Source organism: Hafnia sp., assembly GCF_036648275.1.
GTDB lineage: Bacteria > Pseudomonadota > Gammaproteobacteria > Enterobacterales > Enterobacteriaceae > Hafnia > Hafnia alvei.
The window spans coordinates 151,875-174,640 of record NZ_JAVXIQ010000005.1 but is presented as its reverse complement, the minus strand read 5'-3'; the positions used below and the strand labels follow the sequence as shown (position 1 = coordinate 174,640).

Annotated in this window: 17 protein-coding genes; 13 read left to right on the top strand and 4 right to left on the bottom strand. The window is 50.5% G+C overall.

What is annotated here, in order from left to right; genetic code table 11:
- Nucleotides 1–42: 42 nt before the first annotated feature.
- Nucleotides 43–537 carry a leucine-responsive transcriptional regulator Lrp gene (gene lrp, locus RSC70_RS07160; protein ID WP_008812989.1) on the bottom strand — a complete coding sequence of 165 codons (495 nt, stop codon included), beginning with the start codon at nt 535–537 and terminating at the stop codon, nt 43–45.
- A 792-nt stretch (nt 538–1,329) separates the two neighbouring features.
- Between lrp and trxB the strand changes: the two genes are divergently transcribed.
- From trxB to infA, 5 genes are all read left to right on the top strand, one after another.
- Nucleotides 1,330–2,295 carry a thioredoxin-disulfide reductase gene (gene trxB, locus RSC70_RS07155; RefSeq protein WP_040045891.1) on the top strand — a complete coding sequence of 322 codons (966 nt, stop codon included), beginning with the start codon at nt 1,330–1,332 and terminating at the stop codon, nt 2,293–2,295.
- Nucleotides 2,296–2,563: 268 nt separating this feature from the next.
- Complete coding sequence (gene cydD, locus RSC70_RS07150; RefSeq protein WP_130997783.1) at nt 2,564–4,336, top strand: heme ABC transporter permease/ATP-binding protein CydD; 1,773 nt, start codon at nt 2,564–2,566, stop codon at nt 4,334–4,336.
- A 2-nt stretch (nt 4,337–4,338) separates the two neighbouring features.
- Nucleotides 4,339–6,060: a heme ABC transporter ATP-binding protein/permease CydC gene (gene cydC, locus RSC70_RS07145; RefSeq protein WP_282814875.1), complete on the top strand. Its 1,722-nt coding sequence runs from the start codon at nt 4,339–4,341 to the stop codon at nt 6,058–6,060.
- A gap of 59 nt (nt 6,061–6,119) precedes the next feature.
- Nucleotides 6,120–6,851 (top strand): leucyl/phenylalanyl-tRNA--protein transferase, encoded by a 732-nt coding sequence (aat, locus tag RSC70_RS07140; RefSeq protein ID WP_332542106.1) that lies wholly within the window; start codon nt 6,120–6,122, stop codon nt 6,849–6,851.
- Nucleotides 6,852–6,946: 95 nt separating this feature from the next.
- Complete coding sequence (infA, locus tag RSC70_RS07135; protein WP_002211347.1) at nt 6,947–7,165, top strand: translation initiation factor IF-1; 219 nt, start codon at nt 6,947–6,949, stop codon at nt 7,163–7,165.
- 174 nt (nt 7,166–7,339) lie between these two features.
- Here infA and clpA read toward each other — a convergent pair whose 3' ends face one another.
- Nucleotides 7,340–9,616: an ATP-dependent Clp protease ATP-binding subunit ClpA gene (gene clpA / locus RSC70_RS07130; protein WP_332542105.1), complete on the bottom strand. Its 2,277-nt coding sequence runs from the start codon at nt 9,614–9,616 to the stop codon at nt 7,340–7,342.
- Between the two features lie 26 nt (nt 9,617–9,642).
- Nucleotides 9,643–9,966: an ATP-dependent Clp protease adapter ClpS gene (gene clpS, locus RSC70_RS07125; RefSeq protein WP_004095820.1), complete on the bottom strand. Its 324-nt coding sequence runs from the start codon at nt 9,964–9,966 to the stop codon at nt 9,643–9,645.
- 587 nt (nt 9,967–10,553) lie between these two features.
- Between clpS and cspD the strand changes: the two genes are divergently transcribed.
- Entirely contained in the window at nt 10,554–10,775 is a 222-nt protein-coding gene (gene cspD, locus RSC70_RS07120) for a cold shock-like protein CspD (protein ID WP_025800942.1), read from the top strand.
- A 360-nt stretch (nt 10,776–11,135) separates the two neighbouring features.
- A complete protein-coding gene (locus tag RSC70_RS07115; RefSeq protein ID WP_130997786.1) occupies nt 11,136–12,086 on the top strand; it encodes a VirK/YbjX family protein in 951 nt (316 codons plus the stop codon).
- A gap of 61 nt (nt 12,087–12,147) precedes the next feature.
- On the opposite strand, the gene RSC70_RS07110 is transcribed toward RSC70_RS07115, so the two are convergent.
- Nucleotides 12,148–13,818, bottom strand: coding sequence for an ATP-dependent endonuclease (locus RSC70_RS07110; RefSeq protein ID WP_040045886.1), 1,671 nt, complete (start codon nt 13,816–13,818; stop codon nt 12,148–12,150).
- 223 nt (nt 13,819–14,041) lie between these two features.
- Between RSC70_RS07110 and RSC70_RS07105 the strand changes: the two genes are divergently transcribed.
- The 6 genes from RSC70_RS07105 (at nt 14,042) to RSC70_RS07080 (ending at nt 22,687) form a co-directional block, all read left to right on the top strand.
- Nucleotides 14,042–14,941, top strand: coding sequence for a lysine exporter LysO family protein (locus RSC70_RS07105; protein ID WP_040045885.1), 900 nt, complete (start codon nt 14,042–14,044; stop codon nt 14,939–14,941).
- A gap of 212 nt (nt 14,942–15,153) precedes the next feature.
- On the top strand, nt 15,154–16,806 hold the full coding sequence (gene hcp / locus RSC70_RS07100) for a hydroxylamine reductase (RefSeq protein WP_234618996.1): 1,653 nt from the start codon (nt 15,154–15,156) through the stop codon (nt 16,804–16,806).
- Between the two features lie 66 nt (nt 16,807–16,872).
- On the top strand, nt 16,873–17,874 hold the full coding sequence (gene hcr, locus RSC70_RS07095) for an NADH oxidoreductase (protein WP_234619167.1): 1,002 nt from the start codon (nt 16,873–16,875) through the stop codon (nt 17,872–17,874).
- 260 nt (nt 17,875–18,134) lie between these two features.
- Nucleotides 18,135–19,856, top strand: coding sequence for a ubiquinone-dependent pyruvate dehydrogenase (gene poxB / locus RSC70_RS07090; RefSeq protein WP_234618997.1), 1,722 nt, complete (start codon nt 18,135–18,137; stop codon nt 19,854–19,856).
- 245 nt (nt 19,857–20,101) lie between these two features.
- The gene (ltaE, locus tag RSC70_RS07085) at nt 20,102–21,154 is read left to right on the top strand and encodes a low-specificity L-threonine aldolase (protein WP_063587462.1); all 1,053 of its coding nucleotides are present in this window, start codon (nt 20,102–20,104) and stop codon (nt 21,152–21,154) included.
- Nucleotides 21,155–21,241: 87 nt separating this feature from the next.
- The gene (locus tag RSC70_RS07080; protein WP_332542104.1) at nt 21,242–22,687 is read left to right on the top strand and encodes a DUF2867 domain-containing protein; all 1,446 of its coding nucleotides are present in this window, start codon (nt 21,242–21,244) and stop codon (nt 22,685–22,687) included.
- Nucleotides 22,688–22,766: the final 79 nt, after the last annotated feature.

The following is a 22,766-nucleotide window of genomic DNA, read 5'->3' as shown; positions in this document are numbered from 1 at the left end:
CAGGAGTGTAACCAAATTAATCAGGTTTTGCACCTGCTACCGTTATCGTGTTTTGATAACCAAGCGATTGCTCTGTTTGACTTCTTCCATAACCACATAGGTACGGGTGTCATTAACGCCAGGCAGGCGTAACAGCGTTTCACCAAGCAATTTACGATAAGCGGACATGTCAGGCACACGCGTTTTCAACAGATAGTCGAAATCGCCTGAAACTAAATGACACTCCTGAATTTCTTCCAGTTTCTGAACAGCCGTATTGAACTGTTCAAACACATCTGGCGCTCCACGATTCAAGGTAATTTCTACAAATACCAGTAAGGATGCATCCAGATAGTGCGGGTTCAATAACGCAGTGTAACCTTGAATAAAACCCTGACGCTCAAGGCGACGCACACGTTCTAAACATGGAGTTGGTGATAAACCAACTCGCTTTGAAAGCTCAACGTTCGAAATTCGTCCATCCTTCTGCAACTCATTCAGGATGTTACGGTCGATACGGTCGAGATCTTTACCGGGGCGCTTTTTATTGTCTGCCATCTTATTGTCTCTCTTATATCCTTCCCTGCTCGCCATCCCCTCAACAAGTTCAATTTGTTAAGGATTTGTCCCAAACGAAAACCCCATGCCTGCAGTCAATCAGCAATTCCCATTGCTTATGATGACGAAAACAACCGGATAAATCCGCCGAAGCTAGCTTTCAACTTCATCTGTTTTCGCAGATTGCACTTAATTCACATGCGAGGGCTCGCATAATTGCTTTGCTCTGATTCCAAATCAATGCACATAGAGGTTCATCGTAAGACCACGATCCCTAACGCCACTCATTGAAGCCAATCTAAGCACTACACATTTCTTTTCGTATACGCGGTATTTCTTACATCAGGAGAAGAAAGCGCTGTTTTAGTTCAATAGGCTATTTGTTGCCTTCAAGCAGATAAAAATTCTGCTAAATGCCTTTCAAGCCACAAAAACCAAAGACAAGTTCTTCCCTACATCCATGTTTTCGCAAATGCACAGGCGATTGTCAAAGCAAAAGAAGCAAAATCAGACGAACATGCCAACTATTCTAAAGAAGACTTTCGAGGCGACAACAAAATAAACCGTCAAAACAGACGAATAAGCGTCGCTAAGAAGCGCTATTAGGGGGCTTTCTCGGCAAGAATGTTATCGGAATAGGTTTAAAAAAAATAATCTGCTGCCATGATTTTTACTAATCGATAGCTAGCCACTATCAAACAAATTGATAACATTTTTTTTGCACGCTTTTTTTCAGGCGCTAACTTCCCTACAATCGAGTTATTGTCCGGTAAAATTGGAAAAGAGGAATTCATGGGCACAGTCAAACACAGCAAACTCCTGATCTTGGGCTCAGGCCCTGCGGGATATACAGCGGCGGTCTACGCGGCACGCGCTAACTTGAACCCAGTATTAATTACCGGCGTTGAAAAAGGCGGTCAGCTCACCACCACGACAGAAGTCGAAAACTGGCCAGGCGATCCCGAAGGGCTCACCGGTCCTCTGCTGATGGAACGTATGCATGAGCACGCGGCCAAATTTAATACCGAGATTATTTTCGACCACATCCAGCGCGTCGATTTGCAGAACCGTCCATTCCGCCTGTTTGGCGATTCTCAGGAATACACCTGTGACGCACTGATTATTGCAACTGGCGCTTCCGCGCAATATCTCGGCCTGCCTTCTGAAGAAGAGTTCAAAGGCCGTGGCGTATCTGCCTGTGCGACCTGCGATGGTTTCTTCTATCGCCAACAAGAAGTTGCGGTGATCGGCGGCGGCAATACTGCGGTTGAAGAAGCACTTTATTTATCTAACATCGCCTCCAAGGTTCACTTGATACATCGTCGTGATACATTCCGCGCCGAAAAAATCTTGATTGGACGCATGATGGATAAAGTTGCGAGCGGCAACATTGTGCTGCACACCAACCGCACGCTTGATGAAGTTCAAGGCGATGCCATGGGCGTAAACGGGTTACGTTTAAAAGCGACCGACAGCGATACCGTTGAAGAGCTGAGTGTGACAGGTTTGTTTGTGGCTATCGGCCACAAACCAAACACGGCCATTTTTGATGGCCAGCTCGCGCTGGAAAACGGCTATATCAAGGTTCAATCTGGCCTGAGTGGCAACGCCACCCAAACCAGCATTCCCGGCGTTTTCGCCGCGGGTGACGTCATGGACCACATCTATCGTCAGGCCATTACCTCAGCGGGCACTGGCTGCATGGCGGCGCTTGATGCAGAGCGTTATTTGGATGGGCTGTCTGCCGCCAATCAGTAAATCACTCTCGATTTAAATCATAAGGGCTACTTCGGTGGCCCTTACTTTTTAGTAGCCACCGTGTTTTTTCACCTATTTGTGCTCAAATTGTCACTTGTTATCTGAACTCCCCCACAGTTGTTAACAGAATTTACCTTCCTTTGGTTTCATGTCCCCGCAGGCCGTTGTAATATCAGCGCTTACGCGTGAACCGGTGAGTAAAGATAAAATAGGCCGGCCATCAGCACTCTTTTCGACGCTTCATCTGCTTTAGAAACCATCGCAACACATGAATAAAAACAGACAACGCGAATTAACCCAATGGCTCAAACAGCGCAGTTCGCTTGCTCGCCGTTGGCTTCGAATTTCTATGATCCTCGGTTTGATATCCGGACTTCTGATCGTCGCTCAGTCGTGGATCTTAGCGAAACTGCTGCATGATTTGATCATTGAGCAGGTACCGCGCCAATCTCTCCTGCTGCCTTTTGGCCTATTGATCGCCGCCATTGTGCTACGTTCAGCCTTAAGCTGGCTGCGTGAACGCGTTGGTTTTAAGTGTGGCCAAGTGGTACGAGTTCAAATTAGAAACTTGGTGCTCAATCGGCTCGATGAACTGGGCCCTGCTTGGATACAAGGAAAACCAGCCGGACATTGGGCAACGTTAATTCTTGAACAAATTGAAGACATGCAGGAGTTTTACTCTCGCTATTTGCCGCAGATGTATCTGGCAACCATGATCCCGCTGTTGATTCTGATCACCGTATTCCCGATTAACTGGGCCGCAGGCATGATCCTGCTGGTTACCGCGCCGCTGATCCCGCTGTTTATGGCGCTGGTTGGTATGGGTGCCGCCGATGCTAACCGCCGAAACTTCTTGGCATTAGGACGTTTAAGCGGCAACTTCCTCGACCGCTTACGTGGACTAGATACGCTACGCCTGTTTAACCGCGCCGCCGCCGAAACCGACAATATCCGCCGTTCATCGGAAGATTTTCGCAGCCGCACTATGGAAGTGCTGCGTATGGCATTTCTTTCCTCTGCGGTGCTTGAGTTCTTTACCTCCATCTCAATCGCCGTGGTAGCAGTCTATTTTGGTTTTTCCTATCTGGGTGAACTCAATTTTGGTAGCTATGGCACCAGCGTGACGCTTTTTGCTGGTTTTCTGGTGCTTATTCTGGCGCCAGAATTCTTCCAACCGCTGCGTGATTTAGGCACTTTTTACCACGCGAAAGCGCAGGCCGTGGGCGCGGCGGAATCTCTGGTGACTTTTTTAGCGGAAGATGCAGAAAGCCCAACGCAGGGCCAAGGCAAAGAGCAGTTAACAGGTACGCATCCCGTTAGCATTGTGGCCTCAGAGTTGGAAGTATTATCTCCACAGGGAAAAGTGCTGGCTGGGCCACTGACGTTCAGCATTGAGGCGGGGCAGAGAATTGCGCTGGTAGGCTTTAGCGGCGCAGGGAAAAGTTCGTTGATTAACGTGTTGCTCGGCTTCCTACCCTACCGCGGTTCCCTCTTAGTTGATGGAAAAGAGCTACGTGAATTAGCGCCAGCGAGCTGGCGTCAGCTCCTTGGCTGGGTTGGGCAAAACCCCAATCTGCCAGAAACCACGCTGCGCGCTAATGTGCTGCTGGGCGCTCCTCAGGCTACTGACGCTCAACTAGCCACCGCGTTAGAACGTGCACATGTCACCGAGTTTTTACCTCTGCTAAACGCTGGCGTTGATACAGAAATCGGTGAGGGTGCCGCTCGCCTTTCGGTCGGCCAAGCACAGCGTGTCGCCGTAGCGCGCGCCCTGCTTCGTCCATGCCGCCTTTTGTTGTTAGATGAACCCACCGCCAGTTTGGATGCGCACAGCGAGCAGCTTGTCATGCAGGCATTGTCTGAAGCGTCACATCAGCAAACCACGCTGATGGTGACTCATCAGTTAGATGATGTGAGTACCTACGACCAAATTTGGGTGATGGATAATGGCAAGCTGGTTCAGCGCGGCGCTTATGCCGAACTCAGCCAGCAAAAAGGGCCTTTTGCCGATCTGCTTGCAACCCGTAGTAAGGAGCTATAACCATGCGCGTACTATTGCCGTTTTTAGCACTCTATCGTCGCCACTGGTTCCTCATCTCACTGGGCGTAGTTCTGGCTATCGTTACCCTTCTCGCCAGCATTGGGCTTTTGATGCTTTCGGGCTGGTTCCTTGCTGCATCGGCGCTGGCTGGTCTTGCGGGGCTGATGACGTTTAACTATATGCTGCCAGCCGCTGGCGTACGCGGAGCGGCGATTATCCGTACCGCAGGGCGCTACGCCGAGCGCGTTGTCAGCCATGATGCAACGTTTCGCGTGCTTTCCCATCTGCGCGTATTCACCTTTAGTAAAATACTGCCGCTGTCGCCGGGAGCCATTGCGCGTTTTCGTCAGGCGGAGTTACTCAACCGTTTGGTTGCTGACGTAGACACACTTGATCATCTCTATCTCCGCGTAATATCTCCGCTGATTAGCGCCATCGTGGTGATCGTGGTCGTTACGGCCGGTTTATCTTGGTTCGATCCTACGCTAGCAATCACGCTGGGCGGCATCATGTTGTTGCTGCTGTTTTGCTTGCCGCTAGGTTTTTATCAAGCAGGAAAGCCCGTTGGGATTGCGCTCACTGAACTCCGTGCCGACTACCGCACTTTATTAATTACGTGGATTGCAGGGCAAGCAGAACTCGCCATCTACGGCGCTGCCGATCGTTTCCGTCAGGCGCTAGACGCCAAAGAGCGCGACTGGCAACAGCAACAGCAGAAACAAGCGTCTTTAACCGGTGCCGCGCAGGCTTTGATGATTTTGGCATCGGGGCTCACTTTCACCTTAATGCTCTGGCTCGCCGCCGGTGGCGTTGGGAACTATGCCCAGCCAGGTGCGCTGATAGCGCTGTTTGTCTTCTCCTCTCTGGCCGCTTTTGAAGCCTTAGCTCCGGTTGCTGGCGCCTTCCAGCATTTGGGACAGGTCACCGCATCAGCAACCCGCGTAGCGCAAATGATTGACCAAAAACCCGAGGTGACATTCCCTCTATCAGGCCCCGCACTGAGCGAACAGATTGCCGTTAACATTGACCACGTTAGCTTCAGCTATCCAAATCAGCCGGTTTCAGTACTTAACGATATTTCCCTTTCGGTGCAGCCTGGAGAGAAAATCGCCCTGCTCGGACGTACCGGCTGTGGCAAATCGACCCTGTTACAGCTGATAACACGCGCATGGGACTGCTCTCAGGGCGAAATTCGCCTGAATGACATGCCGCTACCTGCCTTTGATGAAGCAACGCTGCGACAAGCTACTGGCGTCGTCAGCCAGCGCGTACATGTTTTCAGCTCAACGCTGCGTGATAATTTAAAAATCGCCAATGACCAAGCGACCGACCTGGAGCTAAAAACCGTATTGGAACAGGTAGGCTTAGGCAAATTGCTTGAAGATACAGGGCTAAATGCATGGCTCGGCGACGGCGGTCGACCGCTTTCAGGCGGCGAACAGCGTCGCTTAGGTATTGCTCGTGCGCTGCTACATCGCTCACCGCTGCTGCTATTGGATGAGCCTACTGAAGGCTTAGACGCCGACACAGAGAAGCAAATCCTTGAGCTGATCATGCAGCACTGCCAGCACAAAACACTGATCTTAATTACTCATCGCCTGCAAGGCTTGGATAAAATGGATCGGGTCTGCGTGATGGAAAATGGCCAGATCGTCGAACAAGGGCATCACGCTAAACTTCTTGACGAAAAAGGCCGATATTATCAGCTGTGCCAGCGGCTATAGTTAATACGGGTAATAATTAACAGGCCAATGATGTTTTTCATTCAGATTGGAATATTTTGATGCGCATCATGCAACTGGATCGGCAATCAACGTTATTTCCCCCAACGGATCTCGCACTGCGTGAACCGAACGGGCTGCTGGCCATTGGTGGGGATTTACGCCCTGCCCGTCTACTTGCCGCCTACGGTGCGGGGATCTTCCCGTGGTTCACACCGGGGGATATCATCCTCTGGTGGTCGCCCGATCCCCGTGCGGTTTTATTCCCGCATGAGTTGCACATTAGCCGTAGCATGGCGAAATTTTTACGTAAGCACGATTTTGAAGTCACGATTAATCAGGCGTTTGCCGATGTTATTCGTGAATGCGCCGATCAACGCGAAGAAGGTACATGGATTGGCGAAGACGTGCAGCAAGCTTATTTAAAGCTGCACGAGCAGGGCCATGCGCACTCCGTTGAAGTCTGGCAGGGAAATAGGCTCGTAGGCGGCCTGTATGGCGTGTTACAAGGCTCTCTCTTTTGCGGCGAGTCGATGTTCAGCCGCGCCACAAACGCTTCCAAAACGGCTCTGATTGCGTTTTGTGAGCATTTTGTGTCGTTTGGCGGAACATTAATTGACTGTCAGGTGCTTAACGCGCACACTAAGTCGTTAGGTGCGCGTAATATCCCGCGCAGTGATTATTTACACCACTTACGGATTGACCAGAATAAGGTAATTAATCCCGCCTGCTGGAAACCCCAAACTATTATTTCACGCGAGTTTGCGATAAAACCCCATCAAAATTGCCCGTAATGGATGAAGAACCACCGACACTCCTTTACATAATCGGGGTTTTTCGGCATTATCTTGCCGATTAAAAAATATGGTACTCATACCTAGAGGATTCGATGGCCAAAGAAGACAATATTGAAATGCAAGGTACCGTACTTGATACGTTACCAAACACGATGTTCCGCGTTGAATTAGAAAACGGACACGTCGTTACCGCTCACATCTCCGGTAAAATGCGTAAAAACTACATCCGCATTCTGACGGGCGACAAAGTCACTGTAGAGCTGACCCCGTACGACCTGAGCAAAGGCCGCATTGTCTTCCGTAGCCGCTGATAGGCTCACCCTGCGCACCTGCGTTCACGCATCTGCGGCATAAATTATACTCGCGGTGATATGACGGTCTGACGAGACACATGAATATCACTGAGAGTTAGCTGAAAACTTAAATTTCAGCCATAAAAAAAGAGCGCCTTTTGGCGCTCTTTTCTTTTACTTTTTCAACGTTGGTTAATGCAGGGCGTCTTCAGCTTTACGCTTCTGTGCGCTGCAAAATTCATACGTTAACTGCTGCTTATCTTCGCTCAAATCAACAGTGACTGAGCCACCGTCCACCAGCGAACCAAACAGAAGTTCGTTCGCCAACGGTTTTTTCAGATTTTCCTGCACCACACGTACCATAGGACGAGCGCCCATCGCGTGATCGTAGCCTTTCTCTGCCAGCCACAAGCGCGCTGCTTCGCTCACTTCCAACGAAACGCCTTTAGCATCTAGCTGAGCCTGCAGTTCGACGATGAACTTATCCACCACCTGCTGAATAATGTCAGTCGACAGATGGTTGAACCAAATGATGTTATCCAGACGGTTACGGAATTCTGGTGTGAACACCTTCTTGATCTCTTCCATCGCGTCGGTGCTGTTATCCTGCTGCGCAAAACCAATTGATTTACGCTGAGTTTCACGCACACCGGCGTTGGTCGTCATCACCAAAATCACGTTACGGAAATCGGCTTTACGGCCGTTATTATCCGTTAAGGTGCCGTTGTCCATCACCTGTAACAGCAGGTTGTAGACGTCAGGATGCGCTTTTTCGATTTCATCCAGCAACAGAACCGCGTGAGGATGTTTGATCACCGCATCCGTCAGCAGACCACCTTGATCAAAACCGACGTATCCCGGAGGCGCACCAATCAAACGGCTAACGGTATGACGTTCCATATATTCGGACATATCAAAACGCAGCAGTTCAATATCCAAGGCTTTCGCCAATTGAACGGTGACTTCGGTTTTACCTACGCCCGTTGGGCCTGCAAACAAGAACGAACCGACCGGCTTATGATCTTGACCTAAACCAGCACGACTCATTTTGATCGCTTCGGTCAGCGCGCTGATGGCTTTATCCTGTCCAAACACCAACATTTTCAGACGATCGCCTAAGCTTTTCAGCACATCACGATCGCTGGCTGATACGGTTTTCTCTGGAATACGCGCAATGCGAGCAACCACAGATTCAATATCCGCTACGTTGACGGTTTTCTTACGCTTGCTCACCGGCATTAAACGGCTACGAGCGCCCGCTTCATCAATAACGTCAATGGCTTTATCTGGCAAATGACGGTCATTAATGTATTTAACCGACAGCTCAACCGCCGCGCGAATCGCTTTCGCGGTATAGCGCACGTCATGGTGAGCTTCATATTTTGGTTTCAGACCATTAAGGATCTGTACCGTTTCATCTGGGGTTGGCTCAGTAATATCGATCTTCTGGAAACGACGCGCCAAGGCACGATCCTTTTCAAAGATATTGCTGAACTCTTGATAGGTCGTCGATCCGATCACGCGGATCTTGCCGCTAGACAGCAGCGGTTTGATCAGGTTAGCCGCATCAACCTGCCCACCAGATGCCGCGCCCGCACCGATGATGGTATGAATTTCATCGATGAACAGGATGCTATCGGTATCTTGCTCAAGCTGTTTGAGCAACGCTTTGAAGCGCTTCTCAAAGTCGCCGCGGTATTTTGTACCCGCCAGCAACGAACCAATATCCAGTGAATACAGGGTGCAATCCGCCATCACCTCAGGCACGTCGCCCTGCACAATACGCCAGGCCAGTCCCTCAGCAATCGCGGTTTTACCCACGCCGGATTCCCCAACCAATAACGGGTTGTTTTTACGACGACGGCACAAAACCTGAATCGCACGCTCCAGCTCTTTATCGCGGCCTATCAACGGATCGATACCGCCAACGCGTGCAAGCTGGTTTAAGTTCGTGGTGAAGTTCTCCATACGATCTTCACCGCTAGCAGGCTCTTCCGGTGCTGGATTTTCGGCATTTGGCGCCTGCCCAGTTTCGTCTTTGCGTGTGCCATGCGAGATGAAGTTCACGATGTCCAAGCGGCTCACGTCGTGCTTACGCAGCAGATACGCAGCCTGAGACTCTTGTTCGCTGAAAATCGCGACCAGTACGTTCGCGCCGCTGACTTCATTGCGGCCTGAGGACTGAACATGGAAAACAGCACGTTGCAGAACGCGTTGGAAACTCAGCGTAGGCTGAGTATCACGTTCGGCTTCACCGTTAGGTAACGTGGGTGTGGTTTGTTCAATAAAGGTTTCGAGTTCTTGACGCAAAGCGGCTAGATCAACAGAGCAAGCCTCCAGCGCTTCACGCGCAGCAGGGTTACTAAGCAGTGCCAGCAGCAGGTGCTCCACGGTCATAAACTCATGGCGATGCTCGCGCGCTCTGGCGAACGCCATGTTGAGACTGAGTTCCAGTTCTTGATTGAGCATAGGCACCTCCCCCATTTAAGCGGCCGTTAACCGGCCTTTTCTAACGTACACAACAGTGGATGCTCGTTCTCCCGCGCATACCGATTGACGTGAGCGACTTTTGTTTCCGCCACCTCAGCGGTGAAAACACCGCAAATCGCTTTTCCTTTATAATGCACAGTAAGCATCAACTGCGTTGCACGTTCAATATCATATGAAAAAAACTTTTGCAGGACGTCAATCACAAATTCCATCGGTGTGTAATCGTCATTGTTAAGTATAACTTTATACATTGACGGCGGTTTTACCTCATCGATTTGTTTGCTGTCGGCTAATTGTTCGAAATTCAGCCAGTCGTTTTGGTTTGCCATGTCCTGCCCATTCTCTGTTAACAATCATGCGATACAGACTACGATCGCATAACTACATGTCTTTCTTGCTAGTGACTTAACTGTGACACAAATCTTCACAGTTGTGTTATTTGCGTTGCATTAAGTGATTAAATTTCGCCCGATTCATCTAAATAGCGTTATCTGCTTCAAACTTTCATCACAATACACTGTGTTAAAAATAGCCATTGCTTGACGAACTAGCGGCATACACTAGAGTGTAAATTTGTAAGCTGGTGACGATTCATACAAATCGATGCCGTTTCGACCGATAAGCCTCTGTTTCAAACTGAAGATATTAATCGCTTGATTAACAGATCTTTTCGGCACCCGTAGGGGGTGTTCCTAAGCTGTTCAGCACCGCTTGTGGGTGCGTTAATCGAACATCTTAAGAACACGTCCTGTATCTGCCCTAGCAATCAACCGAGGTTTCGAACTCATCAAAACCCACGGTATGAGGAATACAAAGGGCATCAATCTTATCTCATAACATACATAACGAGCTTTGCCGACGACTCTGGGTTAATCGTGCAAATCTCTTATCACAGCATGGCGAGGGTTGTATAAGCATGGAGACGGGTACTGTTAAATGGTTCAATAATGCTAAAGGTTTTGGCTTTATCTGTCCTGTGAATGGCGGCGAAGACATTTTTGCTCACTATTCTTCAATTCAGATGGAAGGTTACCGCACACTGAAGGCTGGGCAACAGGTCCAATTTAATGTGCAAGAAGGCCCTAAGGGCAACCACGCCAACGCCATTGTTCCCATCGAAGTAGAGATGACAGCCTAACGTCCCCTCTGCGCACGATGGAACCACTGTTGCCCCATGCCAGCCCCGCGCTGGCATTGTTTTGATAGCACTTCTCATCATGGCAATACGCTATCTTCCTCTTTGTTAGATAGTGGCATTTCCTTTTTTTTCAAGGGCAGCTCACTCTCCTTCCGCTTATGATTAATTAACCGTCTAATAATTAACGTTAATAGTAATTGGTCGCTCAATGCGTTCATTCACTAAATAAATCATAAACGACAATCAAATAATTATTTAAAATACGTTCACCTAGCGCGCTGATTTAATTGCCGTTGAGGTTTAGCCTGTTTAACTACTTGATAGAAATTAAATACAGCAACGTTCTATCAGGTATATCGTATGTCTCAAATCAGCGTCGAACGCACAGCAGATTCATCCATGACGGGTTTCCAACTCTTTAATTCTCTCGTGAAAGGAGACTTAAAACCGGGGCGTCTTTGGCATGCGAAAAATTACCGCGTGAAATTTGCGCTCAGAACGTTGCTAGCCCCAATCACAACGATAAAGCTGCTGGAAAACATTGCGGCTATCCCGAGCTGTCAGGACGTGCTTTTAGCCCAGCCACGCCTGCCGTGTAAGCTTCATCATCCCTATCTGAATGTTCACTTCAAGCGCCAAGATGCCGTTAAAGCCATTGGCGAACATTACCAGATGATGGATGACGCGTTGCCGCAAAGCGTTTTGCGCAAAATATATAATGCCAAACCCTATTATCTGTGTGAAATGACAGGCAAAAACGGCCAGCTATTCCGTATCGGGGTCAGCCCAATTGATAGTCTGAATAAGGAAGGCGAGCTGTCGTTATTATTTTATAACGATGATGGCACCATGCTTTCTGAATGCACCTTTACCTTGCTCACCTATTTAGGTAAAAAAACGCTATTCGTCGGTGGATTACAGGGGCCAAAACGTTCGGTCCCACATGAGCTTATTCAAACCGCCACCAAAGAATGTCATGGTTTATTTCCTAAGCGCCTTTTGATGCAGGCACTTTGCTTATTTGCCAACAGCGTGGGATGCGAACAGATATTAGCCGTGGGCAATGACACCCATATCTATAAAAACTGGCGCTACAACAAAAAGAAAAGCAGCAAGATGATGTCAGACTACGACAGCTTCTGGCTCTCAATCGGCGCAGAGACAACGCAGGAAGGTTATTTCCGCCTGCCACTCACGATTGCCCGAAAATCGTTGGAAGAAATCGCCAGCAAAAAACGGGCAGAATATCGTCGCCGCTATCAGTTGCTAGACGATCTGGAATCCGCAGCTCACTCGGCACTGAGTCGCTAAATCTCACACAGAATCCGCCATTCTGAATACGAATGGCGGCTATCCTGCTACTCTGCCTTAGCTACTCTGCCTTACCGCGGGCCAACCAAATCACCCGTGAAAACATCCCCTTGATAAGCGCAGGCACAGAATCTCTGCCCCAAACTTCTGCTTGTGCCGCCACAGAAATAGCTAAGTCGGGTTTAGATGAGCGGTGTATCGCTTTGGTAATCACCTTACGCGCTGACAACGGCACGTTGCTCGGTAGGCCTGCGATATCGTGATACACCGACGCAAATCCCTCACGGTACATGTAATGCTCCATATCCGGCGCAGGCAATGCGGTAAGACGATCGCGTTCATTCTCCTTGGCATGCTCGGTCAACGCACGTACCGCGGCGGCATACTTGCGCCCCGCATCGTCGCCGTCCACCAGCACGTGCCACTCTAGTCCCATATGCCGTGCGAATTTCACCAGCGGGCGAATACCGCACTGGGCAAACTCGATAACTTTGATCCCTTCAGTTTCGAAATGGTAGCCACACTGGCGCGCGAGCTCATTGAGCAACCAAACTTCTGTCTCGCCCTCAACAAGCAGCCAGCAACGAGCAAACAGCGTCGATGCCCGATTAAATCGAATATGAAATGCAATCCGCCGGCTATCTTCAGGTGACATTCCCTGCGGGCCAATACGATAGGTTGCCACGCGGTTTGACTGGCGCACCAAACGACATACGCGATCAACCGGCACCAGCGAAAGTAGTTCGCCAGAGTTGGTGGTGGTGATTTTTTGCAGCGGTAGCTGATTGAGCAGTCCCCACGCTACCGACAGCATGATCGGATGCAGGCGAGTTTCAGGATCTTCCACCAGCAGCAGCGGACGCGCATGGGGATCGAGCGTGATCGCGCCTTTAGCCTGTAATAAGGTCGAGAACAGCCCGAGTAAAATCAACCGCATGTTTCGGCTACCGGATTCAGCCACCATTTGGTTCATATTTTCGAGCGAACGCCACGCCTGGCGCCCGTGAACTTCGTCACTATGACGCCTGCGGCGGCGCGAGTTCTGCGGCTGTTGTCCCTGTTCAGCAAAATAGTGTTCCAGCAGCAACTGCATGGCATTCAAGCCCTGACGCAGTTCGCTGTTGCTCAGTTTCTGCGGGTTACGCACCATTTCACGCGTGAGGTCATCTAGCTGCTGAGCCACTTCAGTCTGATCGGGGATCTGGCGTTCTGCCAATACGTTCGGACGCAGTCGGCGAATAAAGCGCGCATCACGCAGGCGCAGTACCGGATGTAATCGAACAATCTCACGCGCAAGTTTATCGACGTGATGCAGTTGAAGCGGCTCGCCATTTTGATCGAGAAAAGAACGCCACGTACACACCGTGCCATCGTCACACAGCTCACCTTCCTGACGAAAATAGATGCGTTGAAAACGGTCGTCCCCATTTTGCCAAAGTGACGAAAGGGGTCGATAACGGGGCGCATTGTGGTGCCCCACATCCGATTCACAGAAGACGAAAATAATTTGCAGATAGCGCTCTTTTGCGCCTTCATCGCCGGGAGGAAAATAGAAATCTTGCGATTCGAAGTGATAGAGATCGGCGTTAGGTGAAAGACACAGCGTCAGCGCATCCAAAAGGCTCGATTTCCCCCACGCATTTTCGCCGATGAGAACCGTATTCTCATCCAGCGTCAAAGAGAGGCGGTTTATCCCTCTGAATCCGACAATTTCGATCCGTTCTAGATACATTGCTACTCTCCCTTACGGATGCATTCATCTGAGAATGAAAAAAAAACGCTGTCTGGTCAAGCACTCACTGAGATGTGATGCCCGATTTTCTTCTGCCTATTCATATCGTGAAGAGTAAAACGCCAAACCATTCGGCTTGTTTTATCAATTCCTCTGCCAAGCTTTACTCACCAAACCCTTTTGGGTAGCGTATCGCCATTATTCTCCGCAATTTAGGTTTTCCATGTACTCGGGACTGCTCATTATCTTGGTGCCGCTTCTGCTCGGCTACCTAATCCCTCTACGCCAAAAGAGCTTAGTGGTATTAATCAACCGTCTGCTTAGCTGGATGGTTTACGTTATTCTGTTTTTTATGGGCATCAGCCTCGCCTTTCTCGACAACCTCAGTGAAAATCTGTGGCTTATTTTTCAGTATGCTTCGGTATTCTTTATTTGCATCATCGCTGCCAACCTTATTGCATTACTGCTGCTGGAAAAAAAGCGCCCTTGGGTTGTGCCCCATAAACAGGAAGAGCTCCCTTCACGTCTCCACATGGCGCTGGAATCGCTCAAGCTGTGCGGCGTAGTCGTCGGTGGTTTTGCGCTCGGTTTAACACAGTGGTCATGGCTCAGCTACGCCTCTCACGGCAGTGAATATGCGCTGATCTTCCTGCTGTTGCTGGTCGGGTTGCAGCTGCGTAATAGCGGCATGTCACTCAAGCAAATCATTCTTAACCGCCGCGGCATGATTATCGCCGTGCTGGTGTGTGTGAGCGCGTTGGTCGGCGGTGCTATCGCGGCCCTATTGCTGGGTCTGCCGATAAAAACGGGGTTAGCCATTGCGTCTGCCTACGGCTGGTACTCTCTTTCAGGGATCATGATGACCGACGCGTTTGGCCCGGTGATCGGCAGCGCGGCCTTCTTTAACGATCTGGCGCGTGAATTATTTGCCATTATGATGATCCCAACGCTGGTACAGCGCAGCCGTTCATCCGCGTTAGGCCTGTGCGGCGCAACATCTATGGACTTCACGCTGCCGGTTCTACAACGCAGCGGTGGCTTAGAATTAGTGCCTGCTGCCATCGTTCATGGCTTTGCCTTAAGCCTGATCGCACCGGTTCTGATGGCCGTTTTCTCCTCATAACTCTCGCCTAAAAAAGTATGTCATGGGGTCAATAACCTCATGACATACCTAAAAAGTTTTAGTCTTTTCTCTCTGAATAATTCTCACTTACAACTTAATTTGCGCTACATCAAACAAAGCTAAAGTTGCCTCAAAAATTCCTTTTTTACCTCACTGGACGGGACTACTCTTAAAACAAGCATAATAAATGCAACTTTAAAAGGAAGCCCAGAATGTACTGTGTCCAATGTGAACAAACCATCCGAACGCCTGCGGGTAATGGCTGTTCTTTCGCCCAAGGTATGTGTGGCAAAACTGCTGAAACGTCTGACCTACAAGATCTGCTGGTTGCAGCATTACAAGGCCTGTCTGCATGGGCACTGAAAGCACGTGAGCTGGGCATTATCGACCACAATATTGATAACTTCGTGCCTCGCGCCTTCTTCTCTACGCTAACTAACGTTAACTTCGATTCAGAACGTATCGTCGGTTATGCACGTGAAGCGTTAGAAATGCGCGATGCGCTGATGGTAGCCTGCCGCGCGGTTGACGCTAACGCACAGGTGGATCATCCATTAGCTGATTTACAGCTGGCAGGTTCAGACCTTGCTACCCTGCGCAAGCAGGCTGAAGAATTCGCGCTCAACAACGATAAAGCAGAAATCGGCGACGACGTTCACGGCCTGCGCATGCTTAACCTGTATGGTTTGAAAGGCGCTGCGGCCTATATGGAACACGCCCATGTTCTCGGCCAGTACAGCGATGATATTTATGCTGAATTCCACGCCTATATGGCATGGTTAGGTACTCAGCCACGCGATGTTGATACCCTGCTGAATAATGCCATGGGCATCGGCAAAATGAACTTCAACGTGATGGCGATTCTGGACAAAGGTGAAACCGACGCTTACGGTCATCCAACGCCAACCTCCGTTAACGTTCGCCCTGTTGCAGGCAAAGCCATTCTGATTTCAGGTCACGACCTGAAAGACCTGCGTATGCTGCTGGAACAAACCGAAGGGACTGGCGTAAACGTCTATACCCACGGTGAAATGTTACCCGCACACGGCTACCCTGAACTGAGAAAATTCAAGCATTTGGTCGGTAACTACGGCAGCGGCTGGCAGAACCAGCAAACCGAATTCGCTAAGTTTCCTGGCCCAATTTTGATGACCTCTAACTGCATCATCGATCCAAACGTCGGTAACTACACTGACCGAATTTGGACCCGTAGCATCGTTGGCTGGCCAGGTGCGCGTCATTTAGAAGGTGACGATTTCAGCCAGATCATCGCTCAGGCTCAGGTGTGTGAAGGTTTCCCATACAACGAAATCGAACACATGATCACCGTCGGCTTTGGTCGCCAGACCTTGCTGAACGCGGCAGATACCGTCATCGATTTAGTGTCACAGAAAAAACTGCGCCACGTCTTCTTGGTGGGTGGCTGTGACGGTAGCCGCGCTGAACGTAGCTACTTCACCGATTTCGCTCGCGCCGTGCCTCAAGACTGCCTGATCTTGACGTTAGCCTGCGGTAAATATCGTTTCAACAAGCTGGACTTCGGTACTCTGGAAGGCTTGCCACGCTTGCTGGATGTCGGTCAGTGTAACGATGCCTACGGCGCAATCATGCTCGCGGTGAAACTGGCTGAAACATTAGGCTGTGGCGTGAACGATTTGCCACTGAGCTTGGTTCTGTCTTGGTTTGAGCAGAAAGCCATCGTGATCCTGCTGACCTTACTGTCTCTGGGTGTGAAGAATATCTACACCGGCCCAACGGCTCCGGGCTTCTTAACCGACAACCTGATGGCCATTCTGAATGAAAAATTCGGCATGCGTTCTATCTCTACGGTTGAAGCGGATATGACCGAAATTCTGGGCGCGTAATCGCATTTGATGTCACCTTAAAGCCGCAGTCCTTCGGGTCTGCGGCTTTCGAATTGAGAAAACATGATGACAATGCCAACTCCCCTCTGCCCTAATCAGATGCAGGTGCATTCCATTCATCAGGAAACGCCGGACGTCTGGACAATTTCTCTTATTTGCCACGATTTCTACCGTTACCATCCGGGGCAATATGCGCTGGTGAGCATTCGTGATAGCGAAGAAACGCTGCGCGCTTACACGCTGTCTTCGTCTCCGGGGCAAAGTAAATTCATTACGATCAGCGTGCGTTGCTTACCCGACGGCGCAGGCTCGCGCTGGCTGACACAGGAAGTTCATCCGGGGCAACAGCTGTGGCTCTCCGATGCGCAAGGCGAATTTACCTGCGCTAATGCACCTGCCGATCGCTACCTGATGCTTGCCGCTGGCTGTGGTGTGACGCCAATCATGTCTATGACCCGCTGGCTATTGGCGAATCGCCCAGAAGCCCATGTGCAGGTTATTTTCAATGTGCGTACCCCACGCGACGTGATTTTTGCCAATGAGTGGCGCGATCTTGATGCACGTTATTCACAGCTGAAGCTAACGCTAATGGCTGAAAGCGAAGCTACCACAGAGTTTTTGGCCGGCAGAATTACGCGTGAAACGCTGGAGCAGATTTGCCCTGATATTGCTAGCCGCACCGTGATGACCTGTGGCCCTGCGCCTTACATGAAAGCGGTCAAACAGCTCGCCCTCGATCTGGGTGTTCCAGCAAAAAACTTCTATCAAGAACAGTTCCAAGTGGTAGCCGATAACGATGCCGATGGTGCAACGCTCAAGCTCACCACCAACACCCCGTTGCACACCTATCATGCACCGGTGGGCGCTACGCTGCTGTTCGCGATGGAACAAAACAAGCTTCCTATTCAGGCGGCTTGCCGTGCAGGGGTTTGTGGTTGCTGTAAAACCCGTATTCTTAGCGGCGATTACACCACCAGCAGCACCATGACGCTGACGCCGGACGAAATCGCGCAAGGGTATGTACTTGCCTGCTCTTGCCAGCTAAATAGCGATGTGGTTATTGCTTAAGATTATTGCCTAACAAGTCGGGTCGTCCTGTTTCCTTTATCAGCTGATGACCCGCTTATTCGCCCTACCTCCCCCATTCTAATATCTTTCAGTAATGCCTCATTGCGATAACATTTCTACAATATTTATAATACAAAATGTATAGTGGTCTTCTCGATGGCAGACAATGCACTCGGCATTGCCGACAGCAACGTGACTTTCACTCGCTCAATGAAAGCGTCAATGAGCGAGCTACCTGAATTCATTTAAGGGAGGTGTTCATGAAGCAAACTGTTGCAACCCTAGTCGCTAAAACACTCGATCAGGCTGGCGTAAAACGTATTTGGGGCGTCACCGGCGACTCCTTAAACGGCCTCAGCGATAGCCTGTTAAGAATGGGAACCATACGTTGGATTGGCACACGCCATGAAGAAGTCGCGGCTTTCGCCGCAGGTGCCGAAGCACAACTTACCGGACAGCTCGCCGTCTGCGCGGGTTCCTGTGGGCCGGGCAACCTTCATCTAATCAATGGCCTGTTTGATTGTCACCGCAACCACGTTCCGGTACTCGCCATCGCGGCGCACATCCCTTCCAGCGAAATCGGCAGCGGCTATTTTCAAGAAACACATCCACAAGAACTGTTTCGTGAATGCAGCCATTACTGTGAATTAATTTCCAACCCAGAACAGCTCCCTCAAGCGCTTGAAGTGGCGATGCGTCAAGCCATTCTTAAGAAAGGCGTTTCGGTCATTGTGCTGCCGGGAGATGTTGCGCTGCGTCCCGCACCGGAAGATGCCAACCCCGTTTGGCACACGCCTTTGTTGCCTCGCGTTTTGCCACCGGAAAGCGAGCTGGAAGCCTTTAAAAACATTCTGGAAAGCGGCAAAAAAATCACCCTGCTGTGCGGCAGCGGCTGTGAAGGTGCCCACGACGAGCTAATCCAGTTTGCTGAAAAGATTAAAGCGCCGATTGTTCACGCGCTGCGTGGCAAAGAGCACGTTGAATGGGATAATCCGTATGATGTTGGGATGACAGGGCTTATCGGATTCTCCTCCGGCTACCATGCCATGATGAACGCCGATACTCTGATTTTGCTCGGCACCCAGTTCCCCTATCGTGCGTTTTACCCGACTAACGCCACCATCGTGCAGGTGGACACCAATGCGGCCAGCATCGGTTCGCACTGCGCCGTCAATTTACCGTTGCTCGGCGATGTGAAATCAACGCTCCAAGCGCTGCTGCCTATGCTTGACACTCGCAGCGATCGCCAGTTCTTGGATCAAGCGCTAGAGCACTACCACAAGGCGCGTAAAGATCTGGATGCACTGGCGACGTCCAACGATGACCAGCCGATTCATCCACAATATTTGGCACAGCAAATCAGCGAACTGGCCAATCAAGATGCCATCTTTACCTGCGACGTCGGCACACCAACCGTATGGGCTGCGCGCTATCTCAAAATGAACGGCAAACGCCGGTTGCTGGGCTCGTTTAACCACGGTTCTATGGCTAACGCAATGCCACAGGCCCTAGGCGCACAAGGAAGCCACCCGGATCGTCAGGTTATCGCCATGTGCGGTGACGGTGGATTTACTATGTTAATGGGCGATTTCCTCACGCTAGCTCAGCAAAAATTGCCGGTCAAAATCGTTATTTTCAACAACAGCGTGTTGGGATTTGTGGCGATGGAAATGAAGGCCGGTGGCTATCTCACCGATGGTACCGACCTGCATAATCCCGATTTTGCCGCCATTGCGAACGCTGCGGGGATTAAGGGAATTCGGGTAGAAAAAGCCTCGGAGTTAAACAGCGCGCTGGCTGAAGCTTTCGCCCACGATGGACCGGTCGTCGTCGACGTAGTTACCGCCAAGCAAGAGCTGGCTATGCCGCCGCAGATTAAATTTGAACAGGCAAAAGGCTTCAGTCTTTATATGCTACGCGCCATTATCAACGGTCGTGGGGACGAAGTGGTGGAGTTAGCCAAAACCAACTGGCTACGCTAACCCCTCACGTCCTTCTCTTTCGAACTCACTCATCCGGCGCAGAAATTCTGCGCCGTTTTTTCATCTAATTTGCGGTCATTGCCGCAGATCATTCGCTATCCGCCATTTTCAGTTTTGAGTCTACAAACGCGCATGCTACAAAGAATAAGGTTTATAAAAATCCTATTCTAATCACTTAATAATCTACACCCCACGTTGAAGCCAAGCGTCAGCCAGCGCAAAACCAAGGGATTAAGGAGCAGTACGTGATCGATCTTCGTAGTGATACCGTTACCCGTCCAAGTGACGCCATGCGTTTAGCCATGTCTCGTGCCGAAGTCGGCGATGATGTTTATGGTGACGATCCCAGCGTTAACCTGCTTGAACAAGAAGCCGCCGAGCTTACCGGTAAAGAAGCCGCACTGTTTTTGCCAACGGGTACACAAGCAAATTTAGTGGCGCTGCTGACACATTGCCAGCGTGGTGAAGAGTATATCGTTGGACAAAAAGCGCATAACTATCTGTTTGAGGCGGGCGGTGCTGCTGTTCTCGGTAGTATCCAGCCACAGCCCATTGATGCCGCAGCCGATGGCACGTTGCCGCTCGACGTCGTCGCCAGCGTTATCAAACCCGATGATGTTCATTTTGCGCGCACCAAGCTGCTGTGCATCGAAAATACCCATAACGGCAAAGTTTTACCGCTCGACTATCTGCAACAGGCATGGGTATTCACGCGTGAGAAAGGCCTTGCGCTGCACGTTGACGGCGCACGTATTATGAATGCCACGGTGGCGCTTAACGTACCGCTATCGACGCTGACACAGTATTGCGACACCCTGACTATTTGCCTCTCCAAAGGACTGGGCGCGCCGATTGGTTCGCTGTTGTGCGGCAGCGCTGAATACATCAAACAAGCGCGTCGCTGGCGCAAAATGGTCGGTGGCGGCATGCGTCAGGCCGGTATATTGGCCGAAGCGGCACGCTATGCGTTGCTCAACAACGTTGAACGTCTGCGAGAAGACCATGATAACGCGCAGTGGCTGGCAAATGCGCTCAGCGCGATTGGTGTCGAAGTTTTGGCGCCAGGAGCACAAACTAACATGCTGTTCCTCAAAGTCCCCGCACATGAAGCTGCTCAATTAGGCGGATGGATGAAAGAGCGCGGCGTACTGATGAGCGCAGGCCCGGTCACGCGTATTGTGACGCATCTCGACGTCTCACGTTCAGATCTAGAAAAACTAGTTTCCCTATGGAAAGAGTTTAAACAATCTATCAATACTCAGAGCAGTACCACAGCCACCAAGGCGATTTACGGCTAACATAAGTCATAGCCCGCACGCTTATCCCAGCGATGCGGGCATCATCCTAAAATAATAAAATATATTCTCATCTGCTTAGGTTTAACTATGACCCCACAAAGGATTTTAGTGCTGGGTGCCAGCGGCTATATCGGGCAACACCTGATTCCCAAATTAGTTGAAGAAGGCCATTCAGTCAGAGCCGCCGCGCGCCGAATTGACTGGCTACGTGAACAGGCTTGGCCGCGTGTCGAATGCCAGTACGTCGATCTTCATAAACCAGAAACCCTGCCCGCTGCCGTGGCTGATATTGATGTCGTTTATTATCTGGTTCACGGCATGGGTGATAGCCATGATTTCGTGACCGGTGAAATTAACGCAGCCAAAAACACCTGCGAAGCACTGCGCAATTCGGGCGTGAAACAAATTATTTTTCTCGGCGCCCTTCAGCCCAACGGCGAGTCATCACGCCACTTAGTGGCACGCAAAGAAACCGGTGATGCACTTCGCGCCAGCGGAATTCCGGTGACGGAACTGCGGGCAAGCATCATCATCGGGCCAGGCTCAGCCGCTTTTGAAGTGATGCGTGATATGGTTTATAACCTGCCGATCCTCACGCCGCCACGCTGGGTGCGTTCGAAAACATCGCCGATAGCCCTTGAGAATCTGCTGACCTATCTCACCGAGTTACTCAATCATCCCGCCATTGGCAACCGCGTGTTTGACGTCGCAGGCCCCGAATACATCAGCTATCAAACGATGTTTGAGCGGTTTATTGCCTTGAGCGGCAAAAAGCGTTGGATGATTCCGCTGCCAATCCCAACGCGTTGGGTCTCGGTCTATTTTCTCAGTATGATCACGTCGGTTCCCACCACGATTTCCCGTGCGTTGATCGAAGGTTTGAAACACGATCTTCCCGCACACAGCACCGCCATTGAACGGCTCATTCCCCAAACGCTGATCAAATTCGATCAGGCGGTACAAGACACGTTGGATAAAGAGGCCGAAGTCGTCAACTCCGCTGACTGGGGTTACGATCCTGAAGCCCGTGAACGCTGGCGGCCGGGCTACGGTTTCTATCCAAAGCACGCCGGATATGAGCAAGAAACCAGTGCCTCTCCAGAAGCCCTATGGCATGTGGTGCAGCAAATCGGCGGCAAAGAGGGCTATTTTTATGCCAATATTCTCTGGGCTATTCGTGCCAGAATGGACGATATGATCGGCAATAAAGTGGCCTATGGCCGGCCTGATACTGACACTCTCGGGCTGGGAGATCTCGTGGATGGCTGGAAAGTTATCACGGTAAAACCCCTGCGCCAGTTAGCCATGATGTTTGGCATGAAAGCTCCCGGGCTTGGTCGCCTCACTTTCACTATTGAAGACAAAGGCGACAAACGCGTTCTGGATGTACGTGCGTGGTGGCATCCCGCAGGATTCAGCGGCCTGTTGTATTGGTTTGCCATGATGCCCGCTCATCTGTTTATTTTCCGTGGCATGAGCAAAAAAATAACCAAGCTTGCCGAAGCCTACGATCGTGAAAATAAGCAGCGATAGTTAACCCCACCTCAGCATGACTTGGCATAATAAGTCCTGCTGAGGCAACGGCTCGCATCTATCCTAAAACGCGTACCCT